This is a genomic window from Streptomyces sp. NPDC047014, assembly GCF_040644195.1.
GTDB lineage: Bacteria > Actinomycetota > Actinomycetes > Streptomycetales > Streptomycetaceae > Streptomyces.
Genome location: NZ_JBEYVX010000031.1, coordinates 56136 through 69287 on the forward strand (window position 1 = coordinate 56136; position 13152 = coordinate 69287).

Below are 13152 nucleotides of genomic sequence, written 5' to 3' on the forward strand. Positions count from 1 at the left end.
TGCCGGGGTGAGGCTTGCCCGAGAGGGGTGTGGCAAGCCCGCCGAGGTTGCCCCCCGCGCCAACAATGTTGCCTGGCACGGGAGTTGCGGCCCTCGCACTCCCTTCTTGAGAGGTCCGGTCACCTACGGATCCCCGGTTTTACCGTGTTTTTACGGTCGGGGACGCGTAGGTGGCGGGCGGCGCGGTGGCCTGTCGCAACCTCCGCTGGAGGGGAATCTTCCGGTGTTGTTCGATGCGTCGGAGACGCGGTGCGAGAAATTATCACGTTTCGATAAATCCCGTGGAGGTGCTGTGCAGCTCCACGATGCTGCTGCACTCCGGCCCCAAGTTCCCGCGGCCGGCGCGGAGTTTCAAGCGCTGCCGGGCACTGACGACAACGACCCAGGGCGCCGAGCGCCAGGTGGAGTGCTCGGAGCCCAGGCGCACAGGAGAACTGGATGCCCCTGCCCCAGCCTCACATGCCTCGCCCGCACAGAGCCCGCCGGAAGAGCCGCCACGCGGCATCGATGCCGGTCCAGGCCACCGGCCGCAGGGCCGTCCGGCGGCCCTCCCTCCTTCCGACAGCCGGCCGGATGAGCCCCGGCGCGATCTGCGCCGTCGGCGCGGCCGTCCTCTCCCTCACCGTGGCCGCCCGCGCGGGCGCGTTCAGCCAGCTGTGGGACTTCCTCGACTTCGGGGCGGGCGTGCTCTCGCTCGTCTCGCTGACCTCCACCGTCCTGTGGGGGCTGGTGGCCACCGACCGGCAGGTCCTGAAATCGGGTCACCGGCTGCTCGCCCAGGGCGTGCACCGGGGGCTCGCGGTGTCCGGGCTCGGCTTCCTGGCCCTTCACATCTGGGTGAAGATCGCGGAGCAGCAGACCTCCGCGTCCGCCGCCGTCCTGCCCTTCACCGACGACTCCCGGCCCGTCCTGATCGGGCTGGGCACCCTGGCCGGATACCTCTTCCTCGCGGTGGCCATCTCGGGCGCGGCCCGCAGTGTGTTCGCGACGAAGAAGCGCTCCATGCTCTGGCGGGCCCTGCACATGGGCGCCTATCCGGCCTGGGGCGCCTCCCTGGTGCACGGGCTCAAGGCGGGCCGGCCGGCCGACACATGGGTGACCCTCTCGTACGCCCTGGCCCTGGCCGGGGTGGCCGCGATCCTCGCCTACCGGCTCAGGTCCCGGCTGAACGAGTCATCCTCCGGCACAGCAGGACAGGCCGGCCCGCCGGAACCGGCCGCGGTTCCCATCCCCCGGCCGCGCCGCGAGCCGAGGCCCGCCGAGCCCCCGCGGCCCGCGGAGCCGCCCCGGCCCGAGCAGCCGCCCCGTACGGCGGTCTACGCGCGGCCCGCCTACGCCGATTCGGGCCGCGGCGGCGCCGGGAGCGGGGACACCGAGCGCCTCGCCACCCGTGAGCGGTGGACATGAGCGGCCCGCGCCCCAGCCTCGGCTGCGTGGGCACCCCCAGGCTGCTGGCCGGTCTCGACCAGATCGGCCGGCTCGACCGTGTCGCCCATCTGACCACCCACGGGCAGATGCCCCGCTACCGCCCGGACGAGCTGGTCGACCTCGCCGAGAACATCGATCTGCGCGGCCGGGGCGGGGCGGGCTTCCCCTTCGCCCGCAAGCTGCGGGCGGTGATGCGCTCGGCCCGCGACCGCGACGGGCAGACCGCCGTCGTCGTCAACGGCAGTGAGGGGGAGCCCAGTTGCCTCAAGGACAAGGGGCTGCTGCTGCACGCCCCGCACCTGGTGCTGGACGGCGCGCTGCTGGCGGCCGCCGCCCTCAACGCCGACGACGTGGTCCTGGGCGTCACGCGCGAGGACGTGGAGCAGTCGCTGCGCGAGGCCATCGCGGAACGCGGTCCGGCGGGCCGCCGGACCCGGGTGGTGCGGCTGCCCGAGCGCTTCGTGACCGGCGAGGGCACCTCGATGGTGAACGGGCTCAACGGCGGGCCGACCCTGCCCTCCGGCCAGAAGGTACGGACCAGTGACCGGGGCCTGAACGGGGTCCCGACGCTGCTGTCGAACACCGAGACCTACGCGCAGCTCGCCGTCGCGGCCCGGCTGGGGGCGCTGGACTACCGGGCGACCGGCCTGCCGACCGAGCCGGGCACGACCCTGCTGACGGTGGCCGGCGCCACGGTGGTGGAGGTGCCGACCGGCACCCCGCTCCCCTATGTCCTGGAGCTGTGCGGCATGGATCCGGGCCAGGGCGTGCTGGTGGGCGGCTACCACGGCCGGTGGCTCAGCCCGGGGGCGGCGCTCGCCGCGGACATCTCCCGCGGCTCCCTCGCCTCGTTCGACGCGGTCCTGGGGGCGGGCGCCGTACTGCCGCTGCCCGAGGACACCTGTCCGGCGGGCGAGGTGGCCCGGGTGACCCGCTGGATGGCGAAGGAGTCGGCCGGGCAGTGCGGGCCCTGCGTACGGGGGCTGCCCTCACTGGCCGACGTACTGGAGGACACGGTCCGGGGCGGCGGCAGGAACGCCCTGGAGACGATCGAGGCCCGGATGCGGGCGGTGCGGCGGCGCGGCGCGTGCAGCCATCCGGACGGCACGGCGGGCTTCGTGGCCTCCGCGCTCGCCTCCTTCCCCGACGAGTTCCGCGACCACGCCCTCGGCAGCGGCTGCGGGCGCCGGGTCCGGGGGGCACTGCCGCTGCCCGAGGACGAGAACCCGGAGCGGCTGGTGGTCGACTGGACGCTCTGCCGGGGCCACGGGCTGTGCGTGGACATCCTCCCGGACGTGGTGCGGCTCGACGAGGACGGCTACCCGGCCCAGGCGTCCATGCCGGTGCCCGAGCGGCTGCGGCCCAAGGCGCTGCGCGCGGTGCGGCGCTGCCCGGCGCTCGCGCTGCGGATCCAGGACTGAACCAGCCCCCCCGGGTTCAATGTTGGCGCGATCTGACAAATTCCGAGTGATATCGGTTTTCCCCGCCACACGCCCCGTATCAATTACCCAGGACATGGAATCGCGTATCCGACCTGAAGGAGAGATCGTGAAGAAGTTGCATCGTGGAATATTCGCCGGGTCGGCCGTGGCGGCACTTCTGCTGACCGCCGGATGCAGCTCCGGCGACAATTCCGCGGGAAAGGGGGATTCGGTTCAGCCGGTCGGCGACACCAAACAGGTGGGGTCCGGATACGACCTGTACGGGAACGGCGGCGCGGGGTCGGGCGCCGTTCCGGCGGGGGACGCGGCCAAGAACGGGCCCGCCGGCCAGTTGCAGGTGAAGGAGGTCCAGTCGCTGGGCGCGACGGTCACCGACAGTTCCGGGTTCACCCTCTACCGCTTCGACAAGGACACGCCCAAGCCGCCCAAGTCCAGCTGCGAGGGCGACTGCGCGACGGCCTGGCCGCCGGTGGCCGCGGATGACGCGCAGGCGGGCGAGGGCATTGACAAGACCCTGCTCGGGTCGGTCCAACGCGCTGATGGGACACGGCAGTTGACTCTGGCGGGCTGGCCGGTCTACCGCTACGCGAAGGACGCCAAGGCCGGCGACACGCTCGGTGAGGGCGTCGGCGGCACCTGGCACGCGCTGGGCCCCGGCGGGAAGCCCGCGGCCCCCGGCGGAGGCGGCGCGGAGGCCCCCAAGGGCGGCGGCGAGGAGGCCGGGAGCGGGGAGGCCGCGGGGGCCGGGGAAGCGGCCAGGAGCGACGCCCTCAGCGTGAACCGGAATTCCGAACTGGGCCCCATCATCGCGGACGCGGAAGGGCGCACGCTCTACCGCTTCGACAAGGACAGCGCCTGGCCGATGAAAATCGGCTGCCTGGGCGCCTGCCTGGATACGTGGAAGCCCGCGAAGCCGGTCGACAAGGCATTGGTGAAGGGAATTGCCGCCGAATTGGTGGGAACGGTGAAGCGGCCCGACGGGACCGAGCAGCTGACCATCGACTGCTGGCCGATGTACACCTTCACCGGTGACAAGGCGGCCGGTGACATCAACGGGCACAACAAGCAGAACCTCTGGTTCGCCGTGACCGACAAGGGCAAGAAGGCGAAGTCCGCCGGCTGACGGCCCGCGGAGCCCCCGAAGAACGCGTGGCGCCCGGGCCCTCCCCTCCCGGGCGCCACGATCCCTTGTCGAGCCGGAACAGCCCGACAGCCCGAACAGTCAGCGAGGTACGCCATGCCGTCCACCGCCGCCGCCCGCCGCACCGGGCGGCTGACCGCCGCGGTCTGCGCCGCCGCCCTGCTGTGCGGCGGCTGCTCCGGAGCGGCGGCCGAGCCCCGCCCGGCACAAGCCTCCGTCGCCGGCTCCGCCTCGGCCGCCGCCTCCGCCGCCCCCTCCGAGGCCGCGCCGCCCGGCACCTCGATCGAGGCGATCGCCACCGCCATCGGCTGCACCCCGCAGATCAACGTGGAGGCCGAGGAGCTGCGGGAGGGCGGCTGCCAGAACGGCCCGGTCGCCTACCGCATGCTCACCTTCGCCGCACAGGGCGGACTGCGCGCGTGGCTGGACGAGGCGCGGGCGTACGGCGGCGCCTACCTCGTCGGGGACCGCTGGGTGGTGACCGCCCCCAAGGAGGCCCTGGAGCCCCTGCGCGGCAAGATCGGCGGATCCGTGGAGACCGGCGACACCCACGGCGCCCCCGCGGGTTCCCCCGCCCCCGGCACGGCCCCGGGCGGCGGCCACGCCGGACACACGGCCCCCACAACTCCGGCCTCCGGCGGCTGAGTTCACAGCCGAAGCGACTTCCGGCACGACCTCCGGCGTGTCGGCCAGTGTCCTGATCGCGGCTCATTCCCGAGTACCACGGAGGAACGGCCCTTCCGGATGATTCGGTGGTGTGGACCTGTGCAACAGGGTGGAGCGGTAGGAGACTTCACCGAAAGGAACCACCCTGTGCGCTTGAAACGCTTCGCGCCACTGCTCGCCGCCGCCGGGCTCCTCGCGACCACCGTGCCCCTGCTGGGCGCGACCCAGGCCGCCGCCGCCCCCGGCACCGACCACCTCCGGCAGAAGCCCGCCTGGCAGCGCTGCAGCGCCGACCAGCCCGCCACGTATGAGTGCGCCACGCTCAAGGTCCCGCTCGACTACCGGCGCCCCGACGCCGGCACGATCGACCTCGCGATATCCCGGATGAAGAGCCAGAACCCGGCCAAGCGGCACGGCGTCATGCTGCTGAACCCGGGCGGCCCCGGCGGCCCCGGGCTGGACCTGCCGCTGCTGATGGACGGCGCGATGTCCAAGGACGTACGGGACCGCTACGACCTCATCGGCTTCGACCCGCGCGGCGTGGGCGCCAGCAGCCCGCTCACCTGCGGGCTGAGCGAGGAGGAGCAGGCGTTCGACCGGCCCTACCGGCCCGAGACCTACGCCTCCGACGTCACGTGGGCCCGTACCGTCGCCGACAAGTGCCGGGAGAAGTCCGGCGCGGTGCTGCCCCACATCACCACCCGCAACACGGCGCGCGACATGGACACCATCCGCGAGGTGCTGGGCGAGAAGAAGCTCTCGTACCTGGGCTACTCCTACGGCACCTACCTCGGCGCGGTGTACTCCCAGATGTTCCCGGAGCGCACCGACCGCTTCGTCCTCGACAGCGGCGTCGACCCGCAGCGCATCTGGCGCGGGATGATCCAGGTGTGGGCCACCGAGGCCGAGCCCGCCTTCGCGCGGTGGACGCGCTGGGCAGCCGAGCGCTCGGCGGAGTTCGGGCTGGGCGACACCCCGGAGGCGGTGTCCGCGACCTTCTGGGGGCTGGTGGCGCGCGCCGACCGGGAGCCCATCGACTTCCAGGGCCAGAAGATCAACGGCGACATGATCCGGACCGCGCGCGGGGCGTTCTTCTATCCCGCGCAGGCGTCCCCCATGGTCGCGGCGCTCAAGGCGGCGGCCGAGGGCAGGCCCCCGGCGGCGGGCGCGGACCCCGCCGAGGTCAAGCGGCTGCTGCTGGGCGTCCGGGCCGCCGAGCCCGTGAGCGACAACGGCTCGGCCGTGTTCTGGGCGGTGGTGTGCGCCGACACGGGCAGCTGGCCCCGCTACACGGAGCAGTACGAGCGGGACGCGGCGAAGGACAAGGTGAGGTACCCGCTGTACGGGGACTTCGCGTCCAACATCAAGCCGTGCGCCTTCTGGGACCGCCCGGTCGAGGCGGCGACGCCGATGCGCAGGACGGCGAACGTACTGACCGTGCAGAACGAGTGGGACTCGCAGACCCCGCTGACCAGCGGTCAGGGCCTGCACCGCGCGCTCAAGGGCTCGCGGATGGTGCTGGCGGCGGGCGGTGAGGGCCACGGCGTGTACGTCTTCGACCCGGCCTCCTGCGCCAACGCGCCCGTCGACGCCTATCTGACGACGGGCCGGCTGCCGGCCGCGGATGTCACCTGCCAGAACCCGGCGCCGTCCGCCGCCGGGAAGCGCCTGACCGCCCCGGACGGGCGCCTGCCCGTCCCGGGTGCTCCCGGCCGCTTCTGACGGCCGCCGCCCGCACGGGCGCAGGGACGCCCCTTCCCACCGGGAGGGGCGTCCCCGCGGGCGCCGTGGTTCAGCCGAGCAGCGCGTAGACGGTGGAGGCGGTGGCGGCCGGTTCGGTGGCGCCCTCGGGGGTCAGGGTGATGTCGGCGAAGGCCATGCGCTTGCCGAGGTGGTGACCCGGACGTGCACGAGCACGTCGGCGTCGGCCACCGGCCGCTGGAAGCTGGTGGACTGCTGGACCGTGGTCATGGGGCCGTACCCGCCGCGCGCCGCGGAGATCGCGATGACGGTGGCGGTGTCCGCGGCGGCCATCATGGCCTGCCCGGACAGGGCCCCGCCGTCCCGCGCGAGCTCGTCGGACCAGGGCAGCCGCAGGACGGCGTGCCGCTCGCCGGTCTCCTGGACGGTCAGCCCGAGGGCGAGCACCCAGGGGGCGAAGTTGTCGGTGAGGATCTTGTCTGCGTCTGCGGGAGAGAACGTCACCGGGAGATTGTGGCGGCCACGCCGGACCGCCACAATCCCCTTTCGGCCAGAGGCCGGACCTCGGAGGCCGCACCCCAGCCGCTGGACCTCAGCCGCCGGACCTCAGAGGCGGGCCGCCAGCTCGGTCCCCTGCTTGATCGCCCGCTTCGCGTCGAGTTCCGCCGCCACGTCCGCGCCGCCGATGAGGTGCGCGTCGACCCCGGCCGCGCGCAGCGCCTCGTACAGGTCGCGGCGCGGCTCCTGCCCGGTGCACAGCACCACCGTGTCGGCCGGTACGAGGCGCTGCTCGCCGCCGACCGTGATGTGCAGGCCCTCGTGGTCGATGCGGTCGTAGGCGGCTCCGGCGACGGAGACCACCCCGCGGTGCTTGAGCTCGGCGCGGTGGATCCAGCCGGTGGTGGTGCCGAGCCCGGCGCCGACCTTGGTGGCCTTGCGCTGGAGCAGGTGGACCTGGCGCGGCGGCGCGGGGCGCTCGGGCGCGGTGAGGCCGCCGGGGCCGGCGTAGTCGGTGTCCACGCCCCAGTGGCGGAAGTAGACGGCCGGGTCCTGGGAGGCGCCCTCGCCGCTGTCGGTGAGGTATTCGGCGACGTCGAAGCCGATCCCGCCGGCGCCGAGGACGGCGACGCGCTCGCCGACGGGGGCGCCGTCGCGCAGGACGTCGAGGTAGCTGACCACGTGGGGGTGGTCCACGCCCTCGATCTCGGGGATGCGGGGGGTGACCCCGGTGGCGACGACGACCTCGTCGTAGCCCTGGAGGGTGGCCACGTCGGCGCGGGTGTCCAGGCGGACGTCGACGGCGTGGGCGGCGAGCTGGGTGCCGAAGTAGCGGATGGTCTCCTCGAACTCCTCCTTGCCGGGGATGCGCCGGGCGATGTCGAGCTGGCCGCCGATGTGGCCGGACGCCTCGAAGAGGGTGACGGCGTGGCCGCGTCCGGCGGCGGAGACCGCGCAGGCGAGTCCGGCCGGGCCGGCGCCGACGATCGCGACGCGCTTCTTCAGCCGGGTCGGGGCGAGGACCAGTTCGGTCTCGTGGCAGGCGCGCGGGTTGACCAGGCAGCTGGTGATCTTCCCGCTGAACGTGTGGTCGAGGCACGCCTGGTTGCAGCCGATGCAGGTGTTGATGGTCTCGGGGCGGCCGGCCGCGGCCTTGGCGACGAAGTCGGCGTCGGCGAGGAAGGGGCGGGCCAGGGAGACCAGGTCGGCGCGGCCGCCGGCGAGCAGTTCCTCGGCGATCTCGGGGGTGTTGATGCGGTTGCTGGTGACGAGGGGGATGCTCACCGCGCCCATCAGCCGCTGGGTGACCCAGGTGTAGGCGCCGCGCGGGACGGAGGTGGCGATGGTGGGGATGCGGGCCTCGTGCCAGCCGATGCCGGTGTTGATGATGGTGGCGCCGGCCGCCTCGATCTCCTTGGCGAGGCGGACGACCTCCTCCAGGGTGGAGCCGCCGGGGATCAGGTCGAGCATGGAGAGGCGGTAGACGATGATGAAGTCCTCGCCGACGGCCTCGCGGGTGCGGCGGACGATCTCCAGCGGGAAGCGGACGCGGTTCTCGTACGCGCCGCCCCAGCGGTCGGTGCGCCGGTTGGTCGCGGCGGCGATGAACTCGTTGATCAGGTAGCCCTCGGAGCCCATGATCTCGACGCCGTCGTAGCCCGCGAGCCGGGCGAGGCGGGCGGCGCGGACGAAGTCCTCGACGGTCTGCTCGACCTCGTCCTCGCTGAGCTCGTTCGGGACGAAGGGGCTGATGGGGGCCTGGAGGGCGCTGGGGGCGACCAGGTCCTCGTGGTAGGCGTAGCGGCCGAAGTGGAGGATCTGCATCGCGATCTTCCCGCCCTCGGCGTGCACCGCCTCGGTGATCACCCGGTGCTCGGCGGCCTCCTCCTCGGTGGTGAGGCGGGAGCCGCCGGGGAAGGGGCGTCCGGCGTCGTTGGGGGCGATGCCGCCGGTGACGATGAGGCCGGCGCCGCCGCGGGCGCGTTCGGCGTAGAAGGCGGCGAGGCGGGCGAAGCCGCCCTCGTGCTCTTCGAGGCCGGTGTGCATCGAGCCCATGATCACGCGGTTGGGCAGGGTGGTGAACCCGAGGTCCAGCGGGCTGAGCAGGTGCGGGTAGCGGCTCGGGGAAGTCTGCGGACTCATCGGGGTGTGCCTCCTCGCACAGGGGTGATGCACCTGTTCTAGCGAGTCCCGCCCGGTTATGCAACTAAGTGCATAACCGCCGGGGTGCCCGCTCCCCGTGTTCGCGGGCACCCCCGGACCGCCCTGTGGCGGAGTTCACGCCTCCCGGGACCGGCTCAGCCCCGGCGCAGGCGGACCGTGACGATCTGGAAGGGGCGCAGGGTCAGCGCGACCGTGCCGTCCGGCGCCACCGGGCCGACGGCCGTGCCCGCGAGGGGGCGCTCCAGCAGATCGCTCTCCACCGCCCCCGTGACCGGGAACCCGGCGGTGAGGGTGGCGGTGGCCCGGCCGCCCCGGGACTCGTAGAGCCGGACGATCACGTCGCCGCCCCGGTCCTCGGCCAGCTTCACCGCCTCCACCACCACCGCGTCCTCGTCCACCGCCAGCAGCGGGGCCACCGGCCCGGCGCCCGTCACGGCCCGCTCGGGCAGGTTGAAGGCGTGGCCCTCCCGGACCGCGTCCCCGATGCCCGCGCCGGGCGCGAGCGCGTAGCGCAGGGAGTGCGTGCCCTGGTCGGTCTCCGGGTCGGGATAGCGCGGGGCCCGCAGCAGGGAGAGCCGTACGGTGGTGGTCTGGCCGCCGTCGGGCCGTACGTCGCGGGTCACGTCGTGGCCGTAGGTGGAGTCGTTGAGCAGGGCGACGCCCCAGCCGGGCTCCTCCGCGTGGATCCAGCGGTGGGCGCAGATCTCGAACTTGGCCGCCTCCCAGGAGGTGTTCGTGTGGGTGGCCCGGTGGACGTGGCCGAACTGCGTCTCGGAGGCGGTCCGGTCGGCCTTCACGTCCAGCGGGAAGGCCGCCTTGAGGAATTTCTCCGTCTCGTGCCAGTCCACCTCCAGGCCGAGTTCGACCGTCCGGGCCCCGGCCCGCAGGGTGACGGTCTGGACCGCCGTCGACCGCCCGAAGGAGCGGGTGACGCGTACGGTCGCCGCGCGCGGGCCGCTCTCGGCAACCTCCAGGGCGTCCACGGCCACGAGATCGGTGACGTTGTTGCGGTAGAACGCGTCGATGTCCCAGGCGTCCCACATGTTCGGGAAGTCGGGGTGGATCTGGAGCAGGTTGGCCGCCGCCCCGGGCGCCAGGGTCTCGCGGCGGGCCTCCAGGTCGTAGACGGAGACCAGCAGTCCGCGGGCGTCGGTCTCCACGAGCAGCCGCCCGTTGGCCAGGACCTGCCCGCCGCCGTGCCGCTCCTCGACGGTGACCGGCTCGGCCGCATCGGCCGGGCGGCCCGCGCCGCCGGCCGGGATGCCGCGCCGGGTGTGCGGGGCGCAGTTGAAGACCAGCTCCTCGGCGCCCTCCCCCGCCAGGGCCCGCTGGGCGCCGAGGGTGATCGCCCGCAGCTCCTCGTGTACCCGGGCGTACGTCGCGCGCGCCTCGCGGTGCACCCAGGCGATGGAGGAGCCGGGCAGGATGTCGTGGAACTGGTGCAGCAGCACCGTCTTCCACAGCCGCTCCAGCTCCTCGTACGGGTACGTGTACCCCGCGACCCGGACAGCGGCCGTCGAGGCCCACAACTCGGCCTCCCGCAGCAGGGATTCGCTGCGCCGGTTGCCCTGCTTGGTGCGGGCCTGGGAGGTGTAGGTGCCGCGGTGCAGCTCCAGGTAGAGCTCACCGGCCCAGACGGGTGCGTCCTCGTACTCGGCGTGGGCCTTCTCGAAGAAGGCGTCCGGGCGCTCGATCTCCACCCGGGGGGATCCTTCGAGGTCGCGCTGGCGCCGGGCGCGGGCCAGGTGTTCGCGGGTGGGTCCGCCGCCGCCGTCGCCCCAGCCGAAGGGGACCAGCGAGCGGGAACCCCGGCCCTTCTCGCGGTAGTTGCGGGCGGCGTGGGCCAGCTGGGCGCCGCCGAGGTCGGAGTTGTAGGTGTCGACGGGCGGGAAGTGCGTGAAGACGCGGGTGCCGTCGATGCCCTCCCACCAGAACGTGTGGTGCGGGAACGCGTTCATCTGCGACCAGCAGATCTTCTGGGTGAGGAACCAGCGGGAGCCGGAGAGCCGGACGATCTGGGGCAGGGCGGCGGTGTAGCCGAAGGAGTCCGGCAGCCAGACGTTCTGCGTCTCCACGCCGAACTCGTCGAGGAAGAACTTCTTGCCGTAGAGGAACTGGCGCACCATGGCCTCGCCGCCGACCATATTGGTGTCGGACTCCACCCACATGCCGCCGACCGGCACGAACCGGCCCTCCGCGATCTTCTTCTTGATCCGCTCGAAGAGCTCCGGCCGGTGGGTCTTGATCCAGTCCAGCTGCTGCGCCTGCGACATGGCGAAGACGAACTCGGGGTGCTCGTCCATCAGGCCGACCACATTGGCGGTGGTGCGCGCGACCTTGCGGACCGTCTCGCGCAGCGGCCACAGCCACGCGGAGTCGATATGGGCGTGGCCGACGGCGCTGATCCGGTGCGCGGAGGCGTTCGCCGGTGCGGCCAGGACCGGGGCGAGGCGGGCGCGGGCGGCGGCGGCCGAGCCGGGGACGTCGTCGAGGTCGACGGCGTCCAGGGCCGCGCCGAGGGCGTGCAGGATCGCGTGGCGGCGGGCGTCGCGGGTGTCGAGCTGCGTCATCAGGTCGTACAGCACGTCCAGGTCCTGGACCAGCTCCCACACCTGCGTCTCGAAGACGGTGAGGTCCATCCGGCCCAGCCGGTAGAGGGGCTGCTCGCCGCTGGTCAGCCGGTCGCCCTCGGTGGTGGGGCGGTGGTCGACGAGCACCGGGTTGGCGGCCGCCTCGATGTACCACTCGACGTCCTCGCCGCCGGCCGCGCGGTCGCCGACACGGACCCAGTCGTTGTACGGGTTGAGGCCCTTGACCTCGCCGCCGTCCGCCCGGTGGACCAGCCCCTCGCACTGGAAGCCGGGCATCATCCGGTCGAAGCCCAGGTCGAGGACGGCTTCCACGGTCCGGCCCGCCCACGCGGCGGGAACCGTTCCGGTGACCTTGAACCAGGTGGTGCCCCAGGCCGGGCCCCACACCTCGCCGGGCGCGCAGGGCACGTAGGACGCCGCCAGGGCCTCGGCCACGGGGACGGGCTCGCCCGGGGCGTCCCAGCGCCCGACGGTCAGCGGGACCGGGCCGGTGTGCACGGCGGGCCTGATCCGCTCGCTCAGGACCCGGCGGAGGCGGTGTTCGGTGATGCTGCGGTCGTCGTGCATGACGGCGGCTCCCGGAGAAGAGGGTCGGTACGGAGACACGGAGGTGGGCGGCGCGAAGGCGGTGGCGGGCGGTTCAGATCTTGACGGCTCCCTCGCCGACGCCCTTGAAGAAGAAACGCTGGAGGGCGAAGAACAGCAGCATCATCGGCAGGAACGCGGCCATCGCGCCCGCCGCGATGAGCCGCTGGTCGTTGACGGTGGTGGCGCCGGCGAGGGTTTTCAGGCCGAGCTGGAGCGTGTAGTGCTCGCTGTCGGTGAGGACGAGCAGCGGCCAGAGGAAGTCGTCCCAGGCACCCATGAAGCTGGTGATGCAGACGACGGCCAGGGCCCCCTTGGCGGAGGGCAGGAACACCCGGGTGAAGCGGGTCCACTCGCCCGCCCCGTCCAGCACGGCGGCCTCCTCGATCTCCTTGGGTACGGCGAGGAAGGCGGCCCGCATCACCATGATGTTGAGGACGGAGACGGCGCCGGGCAGCCAGACCCCGATGAGGGTGTCGACCAGGCCCATCTCCCGGACGGTCAGGAACATCGAGATCATGACGGACTCGAAGGGGAACATCAGGGTCGCCACGAGCACGGTGAACACGGTCTCGCGGCCCTTCCAGGCGGCACGGGAGAGCGCGTAGCCGCCCATGGCCGAGAAGACCAGGTTCGAGGTGATCGCGAGGGCGGCGACGACGAGGGTGTTGCCCGCGTACTGGAGCAGCGGGAAGGACTCGGCGACCCGCACATAGTTGTCCAGGGTGGGCCGCGCGGGCAGCACCCCGTCGTAGACGTTCTCGGTGCGGCCGCGGAGCGAGGTCAGGAACTGCCACACGATCGGGCCCAGCATGACGACGAGCATCAGCACGAGCGTGGCGTAGCGGGCGGCGGGCCCGAGCGGGCGGCGGCGCGGGGCGGCTTCCACCGCGTCCGGCGCGCCGGGTCTACCGACCGTGGTGCCGACGGGGACGTC

At 73.0% G+C, this 13152-nt stretch carries 8 protein-coding genes and 1 pseudogene; 5 read left to right on the forward strand and 4 right to left on the reverse strand.

Features of this window, described 5'->3' with window-relative positions; all coding sequences use genetic code 11:
* Positions 1-573: 573 nt before the first annotated feature.
* The 5 genes from ABZ873_RS18915 (at position 574) to ABZ873_RS18935 (ending at position 6399) form a co-directional block, all read left to right on the forward strand.
* Positions 574-1407, forward strand: coding sequence for a hypothetical protein (locus tag ABZ873_RS18915; RefSeq protein ID WP_360872889.1), 834 nt, complete (start codon positions 574-576; stop codon positions 1405-1407).
* 26 nt (positions 1408-1433) lie between these two features.
* Positions 1434-2849, forward strand: coding sequence for an NADH-ubiquinone oxidoreductase-F iron-sulfur binding region domain-containing protein (locus tag ABZ873_RS18920; RefSeq protein ID WP_360872892.1), 1416 nt, complete (start codon positions 1434-1436; stop codon positions 2847-2849).
* Between the two features lie 127 nt (positions 2850-2976).
* Positions 2977-3993, forward strand: coding sequence for an SCO0930 family lipoprotein (locus ABZ873_RS18925; protein ID WP_360872895.1), 1017 nt, complete (start codon positions 2977-2979; stop codon positions 3991-3993).
* Between the two features lie 114 nt (positions 3994-4107).
* Positions 4108-4656, forward strand: a complete 549-nt coding sequence (locus ABZ873_RS18930; protein WP_360872898.1) for a hypothetical protein — start codon at positions 4108-4110, stop codon at positions 4654-4656.
* 168 nt (positions 4657-4824) lie between these two features.
* Positions 4825-6399: an alpha/beta hydrolase gene (locus ABZ873_RS18935; protein ID WP_360872901.1), complete on the forward strand. Its 1575-nt coding sequence runs from the start codon at positions 4825-4827 to the stop codon at positions 6397-6399.
* Between the two features lie 70 nt (positions 6400-6469).
* On the opposite strand, the pseudogene ABZ873_RS18940 reads toward ABZ873_RS18935, so the two are convergent.
* From ABZ873_RS18940 to ABZ873_RS18955, 4 genes and pseudogenes are all read right to left on the reverse strand, one after another.
* Positions 6470-6882: pseudogene (locus ABZ873_RS18940) on the reverse strand (PaaI family thioesterase).
* Between the two features lie 102 nt (positions 6883-6984).
* Positions 6985-9018 carry an NADPH-dependent 2,4-dienoyl-CoA reductase gene (locus tag ABZ873_RS18945; RefSeq protein WP_360872903.1) on the reverse strand — a complete coding sequence of 678 codons (2034 nt, stop codon included), beginning with the start codon at positions 9016-9018 and terminating at the stop codon, positions 6985-6987.
* A 155-nt stretch (positions 9019-9173) separates the two neighbouring features.
* A complete protein-coding gene (locus ABZ873_RS18950) occupies positions 9174-12197 on the reverse strand; it encodes a glycoside hydrolase family 38 C-terminal domain-containing protein (RefSeq protein ID WP_360872906.1) in 3024 nt (1007 codons plus the stop codon).
* A 73-nt stretch (positions 12198-12270) separates the two neighbouring features.
* Positions 12271-13104: a carbohydrate ABC transporter permease gene (locus ABZ873_RS18955; RefSeq protein ID WP_360872920.1), complete on the reverse strand. Its 834-nt coding sequence runs from the start codon at positions 13102-13104 to the stop codon at positions 12271-12273.
* Positions 13105-13152: the final 48 nt, after the last annotated feature.

What these genes read in the sequence shown, in the direction of transcription:
- ABZ873_RS18915 (WP_360872889.1), top strand. Translation starts at nt 574, where the DNA reads ATGAGCCCCGGCGCGATCTGCGCCGTCGGCGCGGCCGTCCTCTCCCTC.
- ABZ873_RS18930 (WP_360872898.1), top strand. Translation starts at nt 4,108, where the DNA reads ATGCCGTCCACCGCCGCCGCCCGCCGCACCGGGCGGCTGACCGCCGCG.
- ABZ873_RS18945 (WP_360872903.1), bottom strand. Translation starts at nt 9,018, where the DNA reads ATGAGTCCGCAGACTTCCCCGAGCCGCTACCCGCACCTGCTCAGCCCG.
- ABZ873_RS18950 (WP_360872906.1), bottom strand. Translation starts at nt 12,197, where the DNA reads ATGCACGACGACCGCAGCATCACCGAACACCGCCTCCGCCGGGTCCTG.